This is a genomic window from Streptomyces sp. NPDC028368, from assembly GCF_055565615.1.
In genome coordinates, this window is sequence record NZ_JBVHTY010000002.1 from 104639 (window position 1) to 125814 (window position 21176).

General features: G+C 71.8%; 19 protein-coding genes. 6 read left to right on the top strand and 13 right to left on the bottom strand.

Annotation, left to right across the window (positions count from 1 at the left end; all coding sequences use genetic code 11):
* The first annotated feature begins 104 nt into the window (after positions 1-104).
* Positions 105-2669 (top strand): beta-glucosidase, encoded by a 2565-nt coding sequence (locus ACZ4S3_RS04025; RefSeq protein ID WP_467925409.1) that lies wholly within the window; start codon positions 105-107, stop codon positions 2667-2669.
* 120 nt (positions 2670-2789) lie between these two features.
* Here the strand turns inward: ACZ4S3_RS04025 and ACZ4S3_RS04030 are convergent, their stop codons facing one another.
* Entirely contained in the window at positions 2790-3500 is a 711-nt protein-coding gene (locus ACZ4S3_RS04030; protein WP_467925411.1) for a DUF4097 family beta strand repeat-containing protein, read from the bottom strand.
* Between the two features lie 152 nt (positions 3501-3652).
* Positions 3653-4570 (bottom strand): SGNH/GDSL hydrolase family protein, encoded by a 918-nt coding sequence (locus ACZ4S3_RS04035; protein ID WP_467925413.1) that lies wholly within the window; start codon positions 4568-4570, stop codon positions 3653-3655.
* A 322-nt stretch (positions 4571-4892) separates the two neighbouring features.
* Between ACZ4S3_RS04035 and ACZ4S3_RS04040 the strand changes: the two genes are divergently transcribed.
* Together ACZ4S3_RS04040 and ACZ4S3_RS04045 are read left to right on the top strand one after the other, a co-directional pair.
* Positions 4893-5387, top strand: a complete 495-nt coding sequence (locus tag ACZ4S3_RS04040) for a DUF3145 domain-containing protein (RefSeq protein WP_467925415.1) — start codon at positions 4893-4895, stop codon at positions 5385-5387.
* A 110-nt stretch (positions 5388-5497) separates the two neighbouring features.
* Positions 5498-6373 carry an NAD(P)-dependent oxidoreductase gene (locus ACZ4S3_RS04045; protein WP_467925417.1) on the top strand — a complete coding sequence of 292 codons (876 nt, stop codon included), beginning with the start codon at positions 5498-5500 and terminating at the stop codon, positions 6371-6373.
* A 72-nt stretch (positions 6374-6445) separates the two neighbouring features.
* Here ACZ4S3_RS04045 and ACZ4S3_RS04050 read toward each other — a convergent pair whose 3' ends face one another.
* The 5 genes from ACZ4S3_RS04050 to ACZ4S3_RS04070 all read right to left on the bottom strand — a co-directional run bounded on the left by ACZ4S3_RS04050 (position 6446) and on the right by ACZ4S3_RS04070 (position 11461).
* Entirely contained in the window at positions 6446-7711 is a 1266-nt protein-coding gene (locus ACZ4S3_RS04050) for a beta-ketoacyl-[acyl-carrier-protein] synthase family protein (RefSeq protein WP_467925418.1), read from the bottom strand.
* 77 nt (positions 7712-7788) lie between these two features.
* Positions 7789-8037 (bottom strand): acyl carrier protein, encoded by a 249-nt coding sequence (locus ACZ4S3_RS04055; protein WP_467925420.1) that lies wholly within the window; start codon positions 8035-8037, stop codon positions 7789-7791.
* Between the two features lie 132 nt (positions 8038-8169).
* Positions 8170-9216, bottom strand: coding sequence for a beta-ketoacyl-ACP synthase 3 (locus ACZ4S3_RS04060; protein WP_467925422.1), 1047 nt, complete (start codon positions 9214-9216; stop codon positions 8170-8172).
* Positions 9217-9230: 14 nt separating this feature from the next.
* Positions 9231-10187, bottom strand: a complete 957-nt coding sequence (locus tag ACZ4S3_RS04065) for an ACP S-malonyltransferase (protein ID WP_467925424.1) — start codon at positions 10185-10187, stop codon at positions 9231-9233.
* An 89-nt stretch (positions 10188-10276) separates the two neighbouring features.
* Positions 10277-11461 (bottom strand): PucR family transcriptional regulator, encoded by a 1185-nt coding sequence (locus ACZ4S3_RS04070; protein ID WP_467925426.1) that lies wholly within the window; start codon positions 11459-11461, stop codon positions 10277-10279.
* A gap of 58 nt (positions 11462-11519) precedes the next feature.
* Between ACZ4S3_RS04070 and ACZ4S3_RS04075 the strand changes: the two genes are divergently transcribed.
* On the top strand, positions 11520-12197 hold the full coding sequence (locus ACZ4S3_RS04075) for a pirin family protein (RefSeq protein WP_467925428.1): 678 nt from the start codon (positions 11520-11522) through the stop codon (positions 12195-12197).
* Positions 12198-12259: 62 nt separating this feature from the next.
* Here the strand turns inward: ACZ4S3_RS04075 and ACZ4S3_RS04080 are convergent, their stop codons facing one another.
* A complete protein-coding gene (locus ACZ4S3_RS04080; protein ID WP_467925430.1) occupies positions 12260-13072 on the bottom strand; it encodes a serine hydrolase domain-containing protein in 813 nt (270 codons plus the stop codon).
* A gap of 428 nt (positions 13073-13500) precedes the next feature.
* Here ACZ4S3_RS04080 and ACZ4S3_RS04085 point away from each other — a divergent pair, with 428 nt between their 5' ends.
* Both ACZ4S3_RS04085 and ACZ4S3_RS04090 read left to right on the top strand, forming a co-directional pair.
* Entirely contained in the window at positions 13501-13935 is a 435-nt protein-coding gene (locus ACZ4S3_RS04085; RefSeq protein ID WP_467927265.1) for a MerR family transcriptional regulator, read from the top strand.
* A gap of 7 nt (positions 13936-13942) precedes the next feature.
* Complete coding sequence (locus ACZ4S3_RS04090) at positions 13943-14959, top strand: aldo/keto reductase (protein WP_467925432.1); 1017 nt, start codon at positions 13943-13945, stop codon at positions 14957-14959.
* Positions 14960-15095: 136 nt separating this feature from the next.
* Here the strand turns inward: ACZ4S3_RS04090 and ACZ4S3_RS04095 are convergent, their stop codons facing one another.
* From ACZ4S3_RS04095 to ACZ4S3_RS04115, 5 genes are all read right to left on the bottom strand, one after another.
* Positions 15096-16412 (bottom strand): acyltransferase family protein, encoded by a 1317-nt coding sequence (locus ACZ4S3_RS04095; protein ID WP_467925434.1) that lies wholly within the window; start codon positions 16410-16412, stop codon positions 15096-15098.
* A 53-nt stretch (positions 16413-16465) separates the two neighbouring features.
* Entirely contained in the window at positions 16466-17632 is a 1167-nt protein-coding gene (locus ACZ4S3_RS04100; RefSeq protein WP_467925436.1) for an alpha/beta hydrolase, read from the bottom strand.
* 367 nt (positions 17633-17999) lie between these two features.
* Positions 18000-18680, bottom strand: coding sequence for a response regulator (locus tag ACZ4S3_RS04105; RefSeq protein WP_467925438.1), 681 nt, complete (start codon positions 18678-18680; stop codon positions 18000-18002).
* The gene (locus ACZ4S3_RS04110) at positions 18677-20143 is read right to left on the bottom strand and encodes a sensor histidine kinase (RefSeq protein WP_467925440.1); all 1467 of its coding nucleotides are present in this window, start codon (positions 20141-20143) and stop codon (positions 18677-18679) included. Before ACZ4S3_RS04110 ends, ACZ4S3_RS04105 begins: the two co-directional genes overlap by 4 nt.
* A 105-nt stretch (positions 20144-20248) precedes the next feature.
* Positions 20249-21127, bottom strand: a complete 879-nt coding sequence (locus ACZ4S3_RS04115; RefSeq protein ID WP_467925442.1) for a DUF4429 domain-containing protein — start codon at positions 21125-21127, stop codon at positions 20249-20251.
* Positions 21128-21176: the final 49 nt, after the last annotated feature.

A 21176-nucleotide genomic window follows, 5' to 3' on the forward strand; every position in this document is an offset into this window, starting at 1 on the left:
CATACAAGTAACGGAACAGTCTCGTCACCTACCGCTCACACGGCGAAGAGGTAAGGATTCGGCCACGGGAGCCATGGTCCATACGTCCACTCAGGGAGCGCCGCATGACCGACCCTTACGACCGCACCACGGCAGTGGAGGAGGCGCTGGCCGCGCTCGACCTCGACACCAAGGCCCGGCTGCTGTCCGGCCAGGACATGTGGACGCTGCCCGCCCTGCCCGGGATCGGCCTGAAGTCGCTGGTGATGTCGGACGGTCCGATCGGGGTACGAGGCCGCCACTGGAGCGCCGAGGACCCCTCCGTCGCGCTGCCCAGCCCCACCGCGCTGGCCGCCACCTGGGACCCCGGACTGGCCCGCCGCGCCGGCCGCCTCCTGGCCCAGGAGGCCCGCCGCAAGGGCGTCCACGTCCTCCTCGCGCCGACCGTCAATCTGCACCGCTCGCCCCTCGGCGGCCGCCACTTCGAGTGCTACTCGGAGGACCCGCTGCTCACCGGCGCGATCGGCGCCGGATATGTGCGCGGCGTCCAGGAAGGCGGCGTCGGCACGACCGTCAAGCACTTCGTCGGCAACGACGCCGAAACCGAACGCTTCACCGTCGACAACCGCATCGCCGCCCGCCCGCTGCGCGAGCTCTACCTCGCGCCCTTCGCGCACATCGTCGAAAACGCCCGCCCCTGGGGCATCATGACGGCCTACAACCAGGTCAATGGCTCGACGATGACCGAGCACCGCCGCCTGGTGCAGGACGTCCTGCGCGGCGACTGGGGCTTCGACGGCTTCAACGTCTCCGACTGGACGGCGGCCCGCCACACGGTGCGCGCGCTGCGCGGCGGCCTGGACGTGGCGATGCCGGGGCCGCGGACGGTCTACGGGGCGCCGCTCGCCGCGGCCGTCCGCGCGGGCGAGGTGACCGAGGCGGAGGTCGACGACGCGGTGCGCCGGGTGCTGCGGCTGGCCGCCCGTACCGGATGCCTGGCGGGAGTGCCGGCCGCCGTCGCCCCCGAGGAGGTCCCGCGCGGGATCGACGGCCGGGCGCTGGCCCGCGAGATCGCCCACCGGGCCTTCGTGCTCCTGCGCAACGAGCCGGTGGGCGGGGCGGCGGCCGCCCCCGTACGGCCCGCGCTGCCCCTCGACGCCACCCGGATCCGTAAGGCCGCCGTCATCGGCGCGGCGGCCCGCGACGCCCGCGTCCTCGGCGGCGGCTCCGCCACCGTCTTCCCGGACCGCGTCGTCTCCCCTCTGGAGGGCCTGCGCGCCGCGCTGCCGGACGATGTCGAGGTCACCTTCGCCCTCGGCGCCGACCCCCGCACCCGGGTCCCGCAGGCCCGCGAGGGTTTCACGCTGCGCGCCCGCTATCTCGCCGCGGACGGTCAACTCATCGCCGATACACCGCAGTTCGACGGCAGGGTGCATGCCGTCGGCAGCTTCCCCGACGGCGTCACCCCGCAAAACCTCCACGCCGTCGAACTGACCGGCACCTTCACCCCGCAGGTCACCGGCAGCCACACCCTCGCCGTCAGCGGCACCGGCGCCCTGCGGCTGACCGTCGGCGACGCGGTCCTCTTCGACGAGCACTGTTCGCCCGCCGGCACCGACCCCTTCGAGGCGTTGATGCACCCGGAGGAGCGGCGGATCGCCGTACCGCTGACGGCGGGCGAGGAGACCGCGCTGACCCTGCGGTTCGTCCCTCTCAGCACCGGCCTCGGCGAGGGCATGGCCGCCCTGAACTTCACCCTCGGCCACACCGAACCGCAGCTCGACCCCGACGCCGAGCTCGATGAGGCGGTCCGCGTCGCGGCCGCCGCCGATGTCGCGATCGTCGTCGTGGCCACGACGGACGAGGTCGAGTCCGAGGGCTTCGACCGTACGGACCTGCGGCTCCCCGGCCGCCAGGACGAGCTGGTCGCCCGGGTCGCCGCCGTCAACCCGTACACCGTCGTGGTCGTCAACTCCGGCTCCCCGGTGGAGCTGCCCTGGCGCGAGCTGGTCCCGGCCGTACTCCTGACCTGGTTCCCCGGCCAGGAAGCCGGTGCCGCACTCGCCGATGTCCTCCTCGGCACCCAGGAGCCGGGCGGCCGCCTCCCCACCACCTGGCCGGCCCGCCTCGAGGACGCACCGGTCACCGGCGTCACTCCGGTGGACGGCCAACTCCCGTACTCCGAGGGTGTGTTCATCGGCTACCGGGCCTGGCAGCAGCGCACCGCCCATTCCCCCCTGGCCCCCGCCCCCGCATACGCCTTCGGCCACGGCCTCGGCTACACCGACTGGGAGTACGAGTCGCTGGACACCACCCCGGACTCGGTACGCGTCCGGCTCCGCAACACCGGGCAGCGCACCGGCCGCGAGGTCGTCCAGATCTACCTCGTCCCCAACGCCACCAGGCACTCCGGGGCCACCACCGGGGCCACCGGCGCCATGGGGAACGCGGCCTCCGACGACGCCGCTCCTGAAGCCGCCGAGCGCCCGGTCCGCTGGCTGGCCGGGTTCGCCGCCGTCGAGGCCGGACCCGGCGAGAGTGTGGAGGTAGAGATCCCGCTGCCCGGCCGCGCCTTCGAGATCTGGAGCGAGCGGGCCGGCGGCTGGCGCCGCATCCGGGGCGACTACACCGTCGAGGCCGCGCACAGCATCGCCGACCGCCGGCTGACCGCAGAGGTCACCGTCGGCTGACCGCGGAAGTCACCCACGTCTGACGGCCGAAGCCGTCTCCGTTGGACGACAGCACCACCGTCGTCCAACGGAGACGGGCGGACCCGCCCTCGCCCTGCGGGCCCGAGCGGGCAGCCCGCCTCAGGAGGACGCCGGCACCACCGACACATCTCCACCGCTCGTCTTCGCCGATATCTTGTGCGCCGACCCGCCGGCCGTCGGCACCGAGACCTTGCGGTTGCCGCCACTGGTCGAGGCGTCCACCGCGTAGGAGCCCTTCGGCAGGCGGATGGTGACGTCGCCGCCACTGGTCTGCCCCGAGACCTCATCGGGAGCGGCGGACAGGGCGAGATCCACATCTCCGCCGCTGGTCTTCGCGGTCGTCGTGCGCGCGGTGGAGTCCGCGACGGTGATGTCCCCGCCGCTGGTCTGCGCGGATATCGTGCCGGAGGTGCCGCGCACCGTGATGTCCCCGCCGCTGGTGTGCAGATCGACCGAGGCGTTACGCGGCACCAGCACCCGGTAGGACACCACGCACTGCCGCCCGGAGCCCGTGCACTCCTCGGCCTTGAGCGTGAGCCGGCCGTCCTTGACCGCATGCGCGGGGCTCGGCTTCTGGTCGTTGTACTCGTACTTCTCCGTCACCTTGACCGCCCCGCCCGCCGCTGTCGGCACGATCTCGATGTCCCCGCCGTGTGTGGTCGCCGACACGGCCGTGACCTTGCCGTCCACGGTGTACGTACGCTGCGCCGTCTCCGTCGGGCCGTACGCCAGCGAACAGCCGGTCAGCGATCCGCTCACGGCCAGCACGGCACCGAACAGGACGAGTGGAAAAGCGCGGAGCCGGGCCATGACGAATATCCCCCAACAGGTCAACGGAACCTTTCGGAACTCATCCTCCCGCCGAGCCTGCCCGCCCGGCATCACCATTCGGGATGAACCGTTGACCCCGCGCCCCTAAGGGTTTCCGGTAAGGGTTTTCGGCCCGACGGCCTCACCGGCCGTCACGTGCCCGGATCCGTACGGGTGATGGTCCGAAAGGCCAGCTCCGCCAGCTCCCGCTGCCCGCGCATGCCCGGGTGGAACCAGTCCCAGGTGCTCAGCTGACGGCCCGTGAAGCGGTAGTCGAAGACGGCCCCGTCGAACCGGCACAGCGCGTCCTTGCGGCACACCTGCTCCAGCGCCCGGTTGTACGCCATCACCCGGTGCCGCACCTTTACCCGCCGCGTCTCCGCCGTCTGCGTCAGATCGTCCGGGTCGCGCAGCATCGACCCGCAGATCCCCAGCTTCCACACCTGCTTGCCGAGCGGGTTCTTGCGCCCTTCCGACCACAGCCGCAGCAGGTCGGGCACCGCGGCGACATACACCTGGGTGTGCGGCAGGGCCTTCCGCAGCTGCCGCATCGACCGCTCGAAGTCCGCGCGGAAGGTGCGGGTGGGAGTCATCGCCCGTACGTCGCCGCGGCAGGCGTCGTTGGCGCCGATCAGGACCGTGACCAGCTCGGGCTCACGGCGCGCGGCCGCCGCGATCTGGTCGGGCAGTTCGCTCATCAGGGCGCCGGTGCGGGCGTAGTTCCAGCTGTGCCCGGCGGGATTCTTCACCAGCCGCCGGGCCAGGCTGTCGACCTTGGGATTGGTGCCGGTGGCCCAGGAGACCTCGGGGCAGTCGGAGAGCACCGTACAGGCGTCGAAGCCGACGGTGATGGAGTCGCCGAGCGCCGCGATGGAGCCGGGGCGGGTGTGCCAGACGGGCCCCGCCTTCGCCGCCGGGCGTTTGGTGGCCGGGCCGTTGTGCGGGCCGGCGGACCCGCCGCCGCATCCTGCGAGCCCCATCGCCAGGGCCGCGGCGAGCGCCGCGACGCGGGAGGCCGGGCGGGTGGAGCGGTGACGCCGAGGGCGAAAGGGCCGATCGATCTGCGTCATCCCCTGTCCCCTCCGGCGTGCGAGTGATATCTCTTCGGGTACCGACGGTACGTCACCCCTCGACCGGCACCGCGCGGTAGCTTTGCCCCGTGCCTGCCGGGCGGTGACGCAAAGTGGCAAGTGCAGTCGGCACAGATAAATTACATCACGTCATTTCCTGTCCCTTTTGCGGCAAATTACGGCTAATGGTGTTTACTGTAGGTCACCTCGCATGCTGGTGCCGACGTGATCATTGGGGCAGAATGTCAGCTGTCCCGGCCGCAACCGGAACGGGCACGAGGCCGCTGGGGAAGGCGAACCTCGAACCGCACTGGAGGTCCCGGTGACGACACGTGGAGTCCTGTACGTCCACTCCGCTCCGCGCGCGCTGTGCCCGCACGTCGAATGGGCAGTGGCGGGCGTCCTCGGTGTGCGCGTCAATCTCGACTGGATCCGCCAGCCGGCGTCCCCGGGCACCTGGAGAGCAGAGTTCTCCTGGCAGGGCGAGGTCGGTACGGCATCCAAGCTGGCCTCCGCGCTGCGCGGCTGGCATCTGCTGCGCTTCGAGGTGACCGCGGAACCCTGCGCCACCGCCGAGGGCGAGCGCTACAGCTCCACCCCCGAGCTGGGCATCTTCCATGCCGTCACGGGCATCCACGGCGACATCCTCATCCCCGAGGACCGGCTGCGCGCCGCGGTCGCCCGCTCCGCGCGCGGCGAGACCGAGCTGGCCGCCGAGGTCTCCAAACTGCTCGGCAAGCCCTGGGACGACGAACTGGAACCGTTCCGGTACGCCGGCGAGGGCGCCCCGGTGCGCTGGCTGCACCAAGTCGTATGAGGAGTGCGACGCCGGTCCGCTGTCTCCACCAGGTCGTCTGAAAAGCGCGCGCCGGGCCGCCGGGCCACCGGGTTGCCCTGGAGCGCACTCCAGGCCGTAGCGTTTCCGGCATGCCTGACAAGACCTCAGTAGCGGTACTCGGCACCGGAATCATGGGCGCCGCGATGGCCCGCAACCTCGCCCGCGCCGGGCTGGACGTCCGCGCCTGGAACCGCACCCGCGCCAGGGCCGAGCCGCTGGCCGCCGACGGGATCCGCATCACCGACACCCCCGCGCAGGCCGTGGACGGCGCCGATGTGGTCCTCACGATGCTCCTCGACGGCCCCGCCGTCCTCGAAGCCCTGCGCCAGGCCGCCGCGAAGCTGACCCCCGGCGCACTCTGGCTCCAGATGAGCACCGTGGGCACCGAAGCCTTCGCACCGCTCGCCGCGTTCGCCAGGGAGCACGGGCTGCTCCTCGTGGACGCCCCCGTCCTCGGCACCAAAGCGCCCGCCGAGAAGGGCGAGTTGACGGTCCTCGCGGCCGGGCCGCACGAGCTGCGGGAGCGGGCCGAAGAGATCTTCTCCGTCGTCGGGCGCACCACCCGGTGGGTCGGTGACGAGGCCGCGAGCGGCGCCGCCAGCCGGCTCAAGCTCGTGATCAACAGCTGGGTGCTGACCCTGATCGGCGGCGCCGGCGAGGCGATCGGCCTGGCCAAGGGCCTCGGCGTGGACCCGCGGGACTTCCTGGCCGCGGTCGCGGGCGGCCCGCTGGACGTGCCGTATCTGCGGATGAAGGCGGAACTGATCCTCGCCGACGACTATCCGGCGAGCTTCACGGTCTCCGCGGGGCGCAAGGACGCCCGGCTCATCACGGAGGCGGCCGGCGAAGCGGGTGTGCACATGGACGTGGCACAGGCCATCGCCGAGCGGTTCCGCAGGGCGGAAGCACAGGGCCACGGCGGAGAGGACGGCGCGGCCGCCTACTTCGCGAGCTTCGACGACTGAACGCGCCGCCGGCATGGCGAAGGGCCCGCCGGTGGAGACACCGGCGGGCCCTTCGCGAAGAGAAGTGCCTGCTCAGACCGTACGGAACGCCAGGACGACGTTGTGGCCGCCGAAGCCGAACGAGTCGTTCAGTGCGGCGATCCGGCCCTCGGCGGGCAGCTTGCGCGCCTCGTCGCGGACGATGTCCGCATCCGCATCGGGGTCGAGGTTCTCGATGTTGATCGTCGGCGGCGCCACCCGGTGGTACAGCGCCAGGATCGAGGCAACCGTCTCGACACCGCCCGCGCCGCCCAGGAGGTGACCGGTCATCGACTTCGTGGCGGAGATCGCCATGTGGTCGACGTCGTCGCCGAAGACCTTGCGCAGCGCCTTCAGCTCGGCCAGGTCGCCCTGCGGGGTCGAGGTGGCGTGCGCGTTGATGTGCACGATCTCGGCCGGGTCGAGGTCGTTGGAGTCGAGGAGGTTCTGCAGCGCGTGCGCGATGCCGTTGCCGGACGGCTCGGGCTGCACGATGTCGTGGCTGTCGGCGGAGATGCCCTGGCCGATGGCCTCGGCATAGACCTTGGCGCCGCGCTTGGCGGCGTGCTCGGCCGACTCCAGGACGATCACACCGGCACCCTCGCCCATGACGAAGCCGTTGCGCGCCGCGTCGTAGGGGCGGGAGGCGCCCTGCGGGTCGTCGTTCGACTTCGACATCGCCATCATGTTGCCGAACGCGACGATCGGCAGCGGGTGGATCGCCGCCTCCGTACCGCCCGCGACGACGATGTCGGCACGGCCCGTACGGATCATCTCGATGGCATAGCCGATCGCCTCGGAGCCGGACGCACAGGCGCTGACCGGGGTGTGCACACCCGCGCGGGCGTTCACGTCCAGGCCGACGTTGGCGGACGGGCTGTTGGGCATCAGCATCGGCACGGTGTGCGGGGAGACGCGGCGGACGCCCTTCTCCTTGAGCACGTCGTACTGGCCGAGCAGGGTCGTCACGCCGCCGATACCGGAGGCGATGACGGTGCCGAGCCGGTCGGGGTCGACCGAGGTGTCCTCGCCGGCCCGCGCGGTGAAACCGGCGTCCGCCCAGGCCTCGCGGGCCGCGATCAGCGCGAACTGCGCCGAGCGGTCCAGCTTGCGAGCCTGCGCCCGGGGGATGACCTCACCCGGGTCGACGGCGGCCTGCGCGGCGATACGGACCGGCAGGTCGGCGGCCCAGTCCTGCTCGAGGATGCTGACACCGGACCGGCCGGCGAGCATGGCTTCCCACGTCGAAGCGCTGTCGCCACCCAGCGGTGTGGTTGCGCCGATACCGGTGACGACCACGGTGCGATTGGTCGCGTTCACGGGAATTCTTACTCCACGGGTAGAGGGGTCTGAATCGACGGCGCCACCGCCAGGTGGCGACATACGCGGGAGCTGGATCAGCTCTGGTGCTTGAGGATGTAGTCGGTCGCGTCGCCGACGGTCTTGAGGTGCTTGACGTCGTCGTCGGGGATCTTCACGTCGAAGCGCTCTTCGGCGGCGACGACAACCTCGACCATGGACAGCGAGTCAACGTCCAGGTCGTCGGTGAAGGACTTCTCCACCTGGACGTCCTCGGTGGGGATCCCGGCGATCTCGTTCACGATCTCGGCGAGACCGGCGACGATCTCTTCCTGAGTGGCGGCCATGATGGCGCTCCTTCGGTCATTTAGGGGGAAACTGCGTGGTACTGCGTGGTACTGCGTTATTTACGGTGAAGCGGTGAAGCGGTGCACAGCGACCGACACTTACGAAATCGTGCGGCGCCGTGCAGTTCGTGCCTAGGGGAGAGTAACGACCGTCGCGGCGTACACGAGACCCGCCCCGAAGCCGATGACCAGCGCGGTGTCCCCGCTCTTGGCCTGCCCGGTCGCCAGCAGCCGCTCCATGGCGAGCGGAATCGAGGCGGCCGAGGTGTTGCCGGTGGTCTCCACATCGCGGGCGACCGTCACGCTCTCCGGCAGCTTCAGAGTCTTCACCATCGAGTCGATGATCCGCATATTGGCCTGGTGCGGAATGAAGACATCCAGGTCGTCCGGGCTGACTCCGGCCGCATCCAGCGCCTGCTGGGCGACCTTCGCCATCTCGAACACCGCCCACCGGAAGACCGCTTGGCCCTCCTGCGTGATGGCGGGGTACCGGATCGCCTCGGGAGCGGTGCGCTCCTCGGGGCCGTTGCCGCCGGGCACCGGAGTGGTCCGGTACACATCCCAGGCGAGGGTCTGCTTGATGGTCTCGGACTTGTCGCCCTCCGAGCCCCAGACGGTCGGGCCGATCGCGGGCTCCTTGGCGGGGCCGACAATCACGGCGCCGGCGCCGTCACCGAAGAGGAACGCCGTCGCACGGTCCTCCAGGTCGGTCAGGTCCGAGAGCCGCTCGACGCCGATGACCAGGACGTAGTCCGCGGACCCGTCGGTCACCATGCCCCTGGCCAGGGTCAGTCCGTAGCCGAAGCCCGCACAGCCCGCCGAGATGTCGAAGGCGGCCGGCTTGCCCGCGCCGATGCGGTGCGCGATCTCGGTCGCGATCGCCGGGGTCTGCTTGAAGTGCGAGACGGTCGAGACGACCACGGCGCCGATCTGCTCCGGCGTCAGGCCCGCGTCGGCGATCGCCTTGCCCGCGGCCTCCACCGACATCATCGCGACGGTCTCGTCCGGGCCCGCCCAGTGGCGGGTGGCGATGCCCGACCGCGAGCGGATCCACTCGTCCGACGAGTCGATGTGCTTGAGGATCTCCTCGTTCGGCACGACACGGGTCGGGCGGTAGCCGCCGACGCCCATGATCCGCGCGTACGGCGCACCCTTGGCGGGCTTGATCTTCGAGGTCATGCTCCTGGGTCTCCTTATTCGGCCGAGATGTCGGCTGCGGGAGAAGCGTGCTCGGCGATCAGCGTGCGGGCCGCGTCGAGGTCCTCCGGGGTCTTGAGTGCGAGGGTCTCCACACCGGGGAGCGCACGCTTGGCCAGACCGACCAGTGTGCCGCCGGGAGCCGCCTCGATGAGAGCGGTCACGCCGAGCTTCTTGAAGGTCTCCATGCACAGGTCCCAGCGCACCGGGTTGGCCACCTGGCCCACCAGCCGTCGCACCAGCTCCTGGCCGGAGCCGACCACCTGACCGTCCTTGTTGGAGACGTAGGCGGTGTGCGGATCGGCGACGGAAAGCTCGGTGACCGCGGCCTCGAGGGCCGACACGGCGGGCGACATGTGGTGAGTATGGAACGCACCGGCCACCTTCAGCGGTACGACCCGACGGGTGCCCTCCGGCTTGTTCTCGACCAGCGCCGCGATCTGCTCGACGGTGCCCGCGGCAACGATCTGGCCGGCGCCGTTCACATTCGCCGCCGTCAGGCCCAGCTGCTCCAGATGCGGCAGCACCACGGCCTCGTCGCCGCCCAGGAGAGCGGCCATGCCGGTCTCGGTGACGGCGGCGGCCTCGGCCATCGCCTGCCCGCGGCGGCGCACCAGCTTCATCGCGGCGCCGTCGGTCAGGGTGCCGGTCAGCGCGGCGGCGGCCAGCTCACCGACGCTGTGGCCGGCGGCGGCGCCGACCTGGCGGGAGATGTCCTCGCCGCCGGCGAACAGCTGCCGGGCGGAGACGAGAGCGGAGGCCACCAGCAGCGGCTGCGCCACCGCGGTGTCGCGGATCTCCTCCGCGTCCGCCTTCGTGCCGTAGCGGACCAGGTCCAGATCGATGGCGGAGGACCACTCACGGAGCTGGTCCTCGACACCGGGAAGGTCGAGCCAGGGGGTCAGAAAGCCGGGCGTCTGAGCGCCTTGGCCGGGAGCGACGAGTACGAGCACCCTCACACTCTCTCTTGTGGGAGGTTCCGCCCGCCCGTGGGGACAGGGACGAAGAACCATCGGGGGAATTGTTGGTGTCCGACAAAAGTCTAGGGCTGCGACTCACCGTCAGCCAGACGCCCCAGAATCAGTGCGATACGCAGTGTGAACGCCGAGCGCACATCGGACGGCGACCAGCCGGTGACGTCCGTCACACGTCGCAGCCGATAGCGCACGGTGTTGGGGTGGACGAACAACATCCGCGCCGCGCCCTCCAGGCTGCTCGCCTGCTCCAGATAGACGCTCAGCGTCTCCAGCAGCGCCGACCCCGCTTCTTCCAGCGGTCTGTAGATCTCCTCCACCAGCTGGTCCCGCGCGACCGGGTCGGAGGCCATCGCGCGCTCCGGCAGCAGATCGTCCGCGAGGACCGGCCGCGGGGCGTCCGGCCAGGCCGCGCACGACCGCAGTCCGGCGGCCGCGGCCTGCGCGGAGCGCGTCGCCGCCAGCAGGTCCGAGACCACCGGCCCGGCCACCACGGGCCCGGCCGCATACGGCCCGATCAGCGCCTTCGCCGCCTTGAGCGGATTGTCCGAACCGCCCGCGATCACCACCAGGCGCGTCCCCAGCACCCCGGTCAGCACCTGCAGCTTGGCGTGCCGCGCCGCCCGCCGGATCGCCTCGACCGTCAGCTCGCTGTCCCCGTCGGGGGCCGTGCCGAGCACCACACACACATGCTCGGGCGAATTCCAGCCAAGGGCCGCGGCCCGCGATACGGCCCCCTCGTCCGCCTCCCCGGAGAGCACCGCGTTGACCACCAGCGACTCCAGCCGGGCATCCCACGCACCCCGTGCCTCGGCGGCCTGCGCATAGACCTGCGCGGTGGCGAAGGCGATCTCCCGCGCGTAGACGAGCAGCGCCTCGCGCAGCACGGACTCATCGCCCGGCGCCGCGACCTCATCGATCGCGGACTCCATGACCTCGATCGTCGTGCGGACCATCTCCACGGTCTGCCGCAGCGTGATCGCCCGGGTCAGCTCGCGCGGCGCCGTACCGAAGACATCGGTGCTGATCGCCTGCGGGGTCTCCGGGTGCCGGAACCATTCGGTGAAAGCGGCGATACCGGCCTGTGCCACCAGGCCGATCCAGGAACGGTTCTCCGGCGGCATCGCGCGGTACCACGGCAGCGTGGCATCCATACGGGCGATGGCCGCGGCCGCCAGTTTGCCGGACGACTTCTCCAGGCGGCGGAGGGTCGCGGTGTGCGGGTGCGCGGCGCGCGAAGCGGGTTCAGACACGGGGACAAGCCTGCCCTATCGGGATGAGGGGGTGACGCGGCGGGGCTACGGTGGCGCCATGATTGAGGTGCGCAGAGGCCAGGAACGCTATCGGGGCGGCGATCCGGACGCCGGGATCGAGACATTCCACTCGTTCTCCTTCGGGCCGCATTTCGACCCGGACAACCTCCGCTTCGGCGCGCTGATCGCCTGCAACGAGGAGCGCCTCGCGCCCGGCGCCGGCTTCGACGAGCATCCGCACCGCGACACGGAGATCGTGACCTGGGTCGTCGAGGGCGAGCTGACCCACCGCGACTCGGCGGGCCACGAGACCACCGTACGGCCCGGCGATCTCCAGCGGCTCAGCTCCGCAAACGGGGTCCGGCACATCGAGCGCAACGACGGCACGGCCCCGCTGCGCTTCGTCCAGATGTGGCTGGCGCCGCTCTCCTTCGGGGGCGAGGCGGCGTACGAGGTGGTGCGCGGTATCGCCGACGGCACCCCGTACGCCGTTCCCCAGGCCGGTGCCATGCTGCATCTGCGCCGCCTGGCCGACGGCGAACGCACCGCCGTGCCGGATGCCGCGCGGGCGTACGTCCATGTCGTACGGGGCGCCGTGGCGATCGGTGACGCACGGCTGGAGGCCGGTGATGCGGCGCGGATCACCGGCGGGGAGGGCCTGGAGCTGCGGGGGCTGGCGGCCGCGGAGTGCCTGGTCTGGGAGATGCGGGGCGAGCCCGAGCCGGCCCACGGGTAGCGCGGCCCGCGCTCCCCCGGCGCAGGCCGGTCCGGTCCGCTCGGGTCCGTTTGCGCCGGGGTTCAGCCCAGTTCGGCCAGCACCGCGTCGGTCAGCAGCGGCCAGGCCTCGACGGCCCACGGGCCGAAGGCCCGGTCGGTCAGCGCGATGCAGGCCGCCCGCGCCTCGGGGTCCACCCACAAAAACGTCCCGGACTGCCCGAAGTGCCCGAAAGTGCGAGGCGAGGACGAGGCGCCCGTCCAGTGCGGCGACTTCCCGTCCCGGATCTCGAACCCCAGCCCCCAGTCATTGGGCTTCTGGTGGCCGTAGCCCGGCAGCACACCGGTCAGGCCGGGAAAGGCCACCGACGTCGCCTCGGCCAGCGTCTGCGGCGCCAGCAGCCGCGGCGCCTGCAGCTCGGCCGCAAAACGGATCAGATCCCCGACCGTGGAGACGCCGTCCTTGGCGGGCGACCCGGCCAGTTCGGTCGCGCCCATGCCGAGCGGCTCGAACACCGCCTCGCGGACGTACTGCGGGAAGGGAATCTCGGTCGCCTTGGAGAGGTGGTCGCCCAGCACCTCGAACCCCGCGTTGGAATACAGCCGACGGGTCCCCGGCTCGGCCATCGTGCGTTGCTCGTCGAACGCCAGCCCCGAGGTGTGCGCAAGAAGATGACGGACCGTCGACCCCGGCGGACCGGCCGGCTCGTCCAGCTCGACCGCGCCTTCCTCGACGGCCAGCAGCGCGGCGTACGCGGCGATCGGCTTGGTGACGGACGCCAGGGGGAACCGGTGCTCCAGCGGCCCGTGAGCGCCGGCCACCGTGCCATCGGCTCGTACGACGGCGGCCGCAGCGGTGGGCACCGGCCAGTTCTCTGTCATCCGCAGGCTCTGCATGCCCCGAGCCTAAGGGGTACCTTTCCCGGGCCCGCCCGGTGCCCGTCCCGGCCTGCCCGGCGCCCTCGCCGATCCCGTCCGGCGCCCCGCTCTCTCAAATTCCGGTCAAGTCCGGCTGTGATCCGCACTTGCTTGGAGTGCACTCGAACTCTCTAGCGTTGAGGACGTCAGGGGGCGCCGCCGCAGAAACGTTGCGGAGGGACCCGTTGACGGCCGGACACGACGTCCGGTGACAAGGGGAAGCGGGGCATGACGGTGGGAGACGGGGCATGACGGTCACGCAGAGCGAACCGGCGTTGGACGGCGCGATCGCGACCGAGGTCCGGCGTCCGGACCGGAAACAGGACGGGGGCCGGGACGGAGACCGCGACCAGGTCTGGGTCCGGGACGGGGACCGGGACCGCCCGGAGGCGCGCCATCCCGGGGAGCTGCCGGCCAGGCCGAGCGGCTGCCGGGGCACACCCGGCCACCCGCGGCCGGCCGGCCGCGACCAGTACACGATCAGCGAGGTGGCCGAGCACACCGGCCTCAGCGCCCACACCCTGCGCTGGTACGAGCGGATCGGCCTGATGCCGCATGTGGACCGCACCCACACCGGGCAGCGCCGCTTCACCAACCGCGACCTGGACTGGCTGAGCCTGGTGGCCAAGCTGCGGCTGACCGGCATGCCGGTCGCCGACATGGTCCGCTACGCCGAGCTGGTACGGGAGGGCGAGAGCACCTTCGCCGAACGCGAGCGGCTGCTGACCGCGCACCGCGAGGACGTACGGCAGCGGATATCGGAACTGCAGAGCACCCTGAACGTCCTCGACTACAAGATCGACATCTATGCCGACGCCCGGCGGGCGTCCGAAAGGTTCTGAGGTCTCCATGACTGGCAAGAAGATCGAAACGGTCGAGCTGGGCACCGGCGGCCCGCAGGCCGGGGTCCAGGGCCTCGGCTGCATGGGCATGAGCTTCGCCTACGGCCCGACGGACGGCGACGAGGCGCGCGCCACCCTGGAACGCGCCCTGGAGCTGGGCGTCACGCTCTACGACACCGCCGATGTCTACGGCATGGGGGAGAACGAGAAGTTCATCGCCCCGTTCATCCAGGCGCACCGCGACGAGGTCGTCCTGGCCACCAAGTTCGCGCTGGCCATCGACCCGGCCGAACCCGCCAAGCGCACCATCCGTAACGACCCGCCGTACATCCGCCGGTCCGTGGAGGCCAGCCTGCGGCGCCTCGGCGTGGACGAGATCGACCTCTACTACATGCACCGCCGCGATGTGAATGTCCCCATCGAGGAATCGGTCGGCGCCATGGCCGAGCTGGTGGCCGAGGGCAAGGTCAAGCACCTGGGCCTGAGCGAGGTGACCGCCTCCGAACTCCGCGCCGCCCAGGCCGTCCACCCGATAGCGGCCCTCCAGTCCGAGTGGTCCCTCTTCAGCCGCGACGTCGAGGACACCGTGGTGCCGGCCGCGGCCGAACTCGGCATCGCCCTCGTCCCGTACTCGCCCCTCGGCCGCGGCTTCCTGACCGGCTCGTTCGTCAGCGCTGACAAGGAACTGACCGCCGACGACTTCCGCCGGCAGCAGCCCCGCTTCACCGGCACCAACGCCACCGACAACGCCGCCCTGCTGGAGCCGGTCCGCAAGATAGCCGAGTCCCACGGCGCAACCCTCGGCCAGATCGCCCTGGCCTGGGTCCAGCAGCAGGCCACGGTCCGTGGCCTCGCGGTCGTACCGATCCCCGGCACCCGCAAGCGCACGCGCGTCGAGGAGAACTCGGCCGCGACGCGGATCCGGCTGACCGAACAGGACCTGGCACTGCTGGAGCCCATCGCGGGCCAGGTGGCGGGGGCACGGTATGCGGACATGACGTTCACTTCGGCGGGCCGGGAGTAGGAGTACGGGAGGGGAGCAGGGGAGGGGAGTACGGGAGTAGGAGCAGGGGGCGGGTTCGCCTGAGGTGGCTTGAACTCGCACGCGTGGCGCGCCCGCTGTGCGGTGGCGCGCCCGCCGTGCCGTGGCGCCGCCTCCCTCACGTGAGCCCGAGCGCGAAGACCGCGAACCCGGCGGCGAGCAGCCCGGCCGCGACCCGGCGTACGGCCGTGGCGCCGGTCCACGGTGCCTCGAAACGGCGGGTGGCGCGCGTGATGAGGACGAGTGCGGCGGCGAAGACCGGCATCCAGGCCAGCCGCGCCAGGATCCAGCCGAGCGAGCCAGGGGCGACGGTGAGGCCCGGGACGGCGCCTAGGAAGGACGCCGGAACGGCCGCCGCCAGCATCGCCGTCTGGTGCCAGCACAGGATCGTCATCGCGCAGAGGTTGATGATGACGACGGGCGCCCAGAGGGCGGGCCGGCGCAGCAGCCGGGCCATCCGGTCCCGGAGCAGGATGGCGGCGCCCGACTGGGCGGCGGCGAGGGCGAGCACCAGCAGCGACGGCGGATGGGAGTTCTTACGGTCCTGGCCGGGAACGCCGACCATGCTCGCGGGATAGTGGAAGGCGAGCAGGAGCAGCGCGAACAGGGCGGCGCCGCCGGCCGCAAGCACCCACGCCGCGCGCTTGTCCAGCCTCTTCTCGCCCCAGCTGACGCCGAGTTGGTAGGCGAACATCCAGCCGGGGAGAAGGTTGAGCAGGCTCAGCCAGGAGGGCATGGCATCGGCGTACGGTCCGTAGCGCAGGAAGTCGACGACGGCGACGGAGGCCACCGGCGGCACCGCGGCCCATGCACCCATCCGCCGGGCGGCACGCACGCAGTACGGGGTCAGTGCCGTCACCCCGGCGTAGACACCCACGAACCACAGCGGCTGGATGACCAGCGTCGCCCCGGTCCGCAGCGTCGCGGCCGGCACCCCCAGCCCGTACAGCACGGGAAGCATCGCCGCCCATACGGCGGTCACCCCGAGCACCGGGCGCCCCAGCCGGGCCAGCCGCCCGCCCAGCCACCGCGCCGCCGACTCACCCCGCTCCAGGGCGCGCCGATACGACAGCACCGACGCATAGCCCCCGACCAGGAAGAAGATGCCGAGCATCTGCAGCACCCAGCTGAGCGGCGCGAGGAAGCCGAGAGTCGTCAGCGGGCTGGCGTTGTGCAGCGCACCATCCGGATCCCGGCTGAAGCCGCCGAGCAGCCAGTGGCCGGTGGGGACGGCGAGGAGAGCGAGGGCGCGCAGACCGTCGATGGCGCGGTCGCGTCCGGCGGGGGTCCGGCCCTCGATCGAACGGACCGTCCCGCCGAGCGTGGCGCGGAACGAACCACTGACTCTGCCGATCCGGCCGAGCCGGCTGACCCGGCCGATCCGGTTGACCTGCTTGGCATGACTGGCTAATGCGAGAAGTGCGGTGGTGGCCATGAGACGTCCTTGCGTGCGGAGGATGGCGAACGGACTGCGGGCACCCGCCGACGTCAGCGCACGTCGCCGTAACGGCCCAGCGCGATGGCGGCGAAGCCGCGGAGGGAGTCCGTACCGGGGGCGAGATAGCCGGTGTGGCCCTCGGCCCGGTCGGCGGGGACACGGCGGGCACCGAAGGCGGGGTCGGTGGGGTCCTCTCCGTGGCCCAGGCCCAGGAGTTCGACGTTCGGGATGTCACCGATCCAGTCGGACGCGTCCCGGGCCGCCCACACCCGGGCCGAGGTGTGCAGCTCCGCCACGCCCGCCCGCCGCATCCCGGGGGACGCGAAGACGATCAGGTCGGCGATGTCGCCGCGGGCCACCTTCGGTACGGCCATTCCGCAGACCACCGACCCGTAGCTGTGGCAGAGCACGGCGGGTGCCGGTACGCCGGTGGCCGCGAGGCCGGTCACGAAACGCGCCAGCCGCGGCGCCCCGGCCTCGGCCAGCCGCCCGGTGGCGGCGTCCGGACCGAGACCGACCGGGGTGGTGTACCCGGCCCACGCGATGACCGCCGTACGGGTACCGGGCGCATCGGCCGCCATCTGCCTGCGCAGCGACGTGGCCATGCCGGTTGGCGTGCCGTACGGGTCCTTCGCGCGGTCGAAGGAGCCCAGGTCGATGTCCGAGCCGGGCACGATCACGGCGACGCGCTCGGCCGTGGTCAACTCCCCGTGGACCTCGGCCACCTGGCCCCGGCCGCGCGGGTCGAAGACGAGGATGTGGCGGCCGGGCGCGAGCAGTTCGGCGCAGCGGTCGGCGGCCTTTCTGGCCTGCTGGTGGTCCTGGAGGGTGCCGGCCGGATCGGTGGAGCGGGCCAGGTAGCGGTTCCGTTCCGCCTTCAGGGCAAGGGAGTTGGCCTCGTACCGGAGGGGGATGGGCGCGCCGTCGAGGTTGCCGACGGTGAGGGGGTGACGGGCCGCGAGCGCATGCCGCTGGGCACCGGTCAGCGAGGCGAAGAAGTGGGCGACGGCGGCGGGGCTCGCGGTCGCGGGGTCCGGCAGCGACCGGCCCAGGGAGTGGTCCGCCCGCCAGGCGGCGGCGCCCGGTGCGGGGCCGGTGACGGCGGTCTGCGCGGAACCGGCCGCCCAGCCGCCGGTCCCGGCGGCGACGGCCACCGCGAGCACGGCGGCGATGAGCGTGCGCTTGCTGCGGAGCGCGGCGGTGCGCAGGACGGACATGGTGGTGTCTCCCTCTTCCGTTGGTGTGGCGGAGGGAAACGTAGGAAGGGGGTGTATGACGTGGCGTCACACCGCGGAGCCAACTGCGGGGTGATACCGGGGTAGGGGGTGCCCGCCCCGCTCGTCCTCAAGGAGGAGGAGCGAGCGCGGTACGCCTCAGGGGCGAGGGGCGAGGGGCGAGGGGCGAGCGGCGAGGGCCCGTCCGGTGCGATCCGGAAGTGAGGCGCGGGAGCCGTCCCGTACGCCCCGGAAGCGAGGGGCGGGAACTCCCTGGCACGGCTCAGGGACGCGGAGCGGCGGCTGACGGGCACGCCTCAGGCACGCCGGACCGGCCGCCCCCGGCCCTGCCCCTACCGCTACCCCTGCCTCACCGTTCCCCAGGCGCCACCAACCCCGACTCGTACGCGAAGATCACTGCCTGGGCGCGGTCCCGCAGCTCCAACTTGGCCAGTACGCGGCCGATATGGGTCTTCACCGTCTGCTCGGCGAGGACCAGGGAATCGGCGATCTCCTGATTGGACAGGCCGCGGGCAATCAGCTCCAGCACCTCCGTCTCGCGTGGCGTCAGGCCGTTCAGCCGCAGCGACGTACGGTCCTTGCGCGGCGCCGGCCGCTGCCGGGCGAAGTCGGCGATCAGCCGACGGGTCACCGACGGCGCGAGCAGCGCCTCACCCGCCGCCACGACGCGGACCGCGGAGATCAGATCGGCGGGCGGCGCATCCTTGAGCAGAAATCCGGACGCACCCGCGCGCAGCGCTTCATAGACGTAGTCATCGACATCGAAGGTGGTCAGCATCAGCACCTTCGGGCGATGGTGGACACCTATGGGCGGATCGAGCAGCCGGCGCGCCGCCTCCAGGCCGTCCATCTCGGGCATCCGCACATCCATCAGCACCACATCGGGGTGCACCCGCCGGCTCAGCTCCACGCCCTGCACTCCGTCCGGCGCATCGCCGACCACATCGATATCGCTCTGCGCCGCGAGCAGAGCGGCGAACCCCGCCCGCACCATGGCCTGGTCGTCGACGATGATCACCCGAGTGGTCATGCGGAGTCGGAGTCCTTCGCTGAGAGGGGAGTCGGGGGGAGAGGAGAGGGGGAGGGCGAGGGCGAGCCGGGAGCCGCGGCGGCAGATGAGCCCGGCGAGGACGACGCGGGCGGGGGCGCGGAGGCCGTGAGCGGGAGCTGCGCGGCGACCCGGAACCCGCCGTCGGGCAGCGGCCCGGTGTCCAGCGAGCCGTCCAGCAGCCGCACCCGCTCCCGCATACCGATCAGGCCGTGCCCGGTGCCATTGGGCTCCAGCGGCGCGGACGGGGCAGGCGGCGCGGAGTTGACGATCAGTACGGTCAGCCGTGAGCCGCCCGCCGTGGCCGTCACCGATACCCGGGTCTGCGCACCCGGGGCGTGCCGCACCACATTGGCCAGCGCCTCCTGCACGATGCGGTACGCCGACAGGTCCACCGCCGGCTCCAGCACCACCGGCTCCTCGGGCAGCGCCAACTCGACCGGCACACCGGCCCGTACGGTCCCCTCGACGAGTTTCGGCAGCTGGCCGATCCCGGGCTGCGGGGCCTTCTCCGGGCCGCCGTGCCGCTCGGTCTCCTCGCTGCGCAGCACCCCCAGCAGCCGGCGCATCTCCGCCAGCGACTCACGCGCGGTCGCGGCGATCGCCCCGAACTCCTCCTGGGCCTCCTTGGGTATCCCGCTGATGCGGTAGGGCGCGCTGTCGGCCTGCACCGTGATCACGGACATGTGGTGGGCGACGACATCGTGCAGCTCGCGGGCGATACGGGTGCGCTCCTCCAGCAGCGTGCGGCGGGCGCGCTCGGCCTCGCTGATCGTCTCCTGTTCGATCAGCTTCCGCTGGGCATCGCCCCGCTCCCGCAAGGTGGCGCCGACCAGCAGCATCACGCCGGCCAGTACGAAGAGCAGCACCCAGGTGTCGATGGCGTGCTCGGGGGCGATCGGCCCGGAGAGGATGCCGGCCGCTCCGGTCGTCAGCCACACGGCGATGAGGGTGCGACGTCGCTCGCGCAGCGACAGCGCGAGCATCAGCGCGAGATACCCGACGATCAACGGGGGCGGCCAGGGCCAGGCGCGCCCGGCCACGCCGTCGGTGCCGGTGAGGGCCACGGCACAGATGACGTCCGCTGCGAAGATCACCCACCATGCCTGCAGCGGCCGCGTCACCGCGAGCAGCAGCGGCACGGTCTGCGCGGTGGCCAGCCCGCCCGCCAGGCCGCCACTCATGCCGTAATCATGGCTGAGCACGTTGATGCTCGTCGGCAGCAGGGATACGGCGAAGAGGAAGGCGATCAGGTACGGGAGCCGGCGCAGCCAGCGGTTGTGGACCCCGCCGAACAGGGGGGTGCCAGGGTCGGTCGGGGTGCCGAGCTCGACGGCGAGGACGTGCAGCGCCTGACGTGTGGCGCGCAGCATCCGGCCGCGGGTCGACTCGCGCTCGGCGCTGCGGGTCGGCTCGCGTTCTGGGGTGAGAGATCGCTTGAACATCGCAAAATCAATGTAAGCGGACCCCTCTCGCCGCCGCGTCATACCAGGGTTCGGGCTTGCGAGCCGTACCACGGTATGACGTGCCCGCGGCCGAAGGCCCCGCCCCTAAAGCTCCGCCAGTAGTTCGGCCTTCTTCGCGCTGAACTCGTTGTCCGTCAGCAGCCCCGCGTCGTGCAGCTCGCCGAGATGCCGTATCCGTTCCGCGATATCGGCCGGGTCCCGGCGCGTCTCCCCGGCCCGGCGTACCCGCTCGCGGTCCCGCCCATCCGGCGCCGGCTCCGCGGCCCGTACCGCCTGCAGCACGGCGGCCGCGAACGGCAGCGACTCATGGACCGGCCCGTAGCCCAGCCCGAAGACCACCGCCGCCGGATCCTGGTCGGCCGCGCCGGACTCCGCCTCCTGAGCCCCGTGCTCCAGCAGCCGCAGATGCCCGTTGAAGATCTCCGGCGAACGCCACTCGACCCCGGCCAGCTCGCCGACCGTGAAGCTCTGGTCGCCGCGCTTCCACTTCGCCGACGACGCACCCGTCCAGAACCAGCGGAAGGCGACCGCACTGCCGTCGAAGGACGCCTTGCCGTCATACGCCTTGAAGTGCAGCGGAGGCTCCGGCGCCGCCACGAGATGGCGGTCGGCGGGCTCCTTGGCATCGGGACGCAGCGCGGTGCGCAGCTCCTCGGCGTAGTACTCGGCGAGCGTCTCGCGCTCGGCCGGCAGCACCAGCCGGTACGGGTCGGCGTCCTCCTTGAGTTGTCCGTCCGCCGCCTCCATCAAGGGGTCGGCGCCGTGCCGTGGCACGGCGTGCAGCACCACCGTGCCGCGTCTGCCCTCGGTCAGCTCGACGGACCTCAACGCCTCGTACGGAATGCGTCGCTCGCCGAGCGCCTGGAACAGCTTCGGCCTGCGGATCCCCCGTTCGAAGCGGATGAGTACGGAGTCCGTGTCGAACTCCCAGACGGCGTGAAAACCGGCCAGCACATCACCCATGCGGCTCATCGTATGCGGGCGGTTGCCCACCCGTCCCCCTTCCGGACAC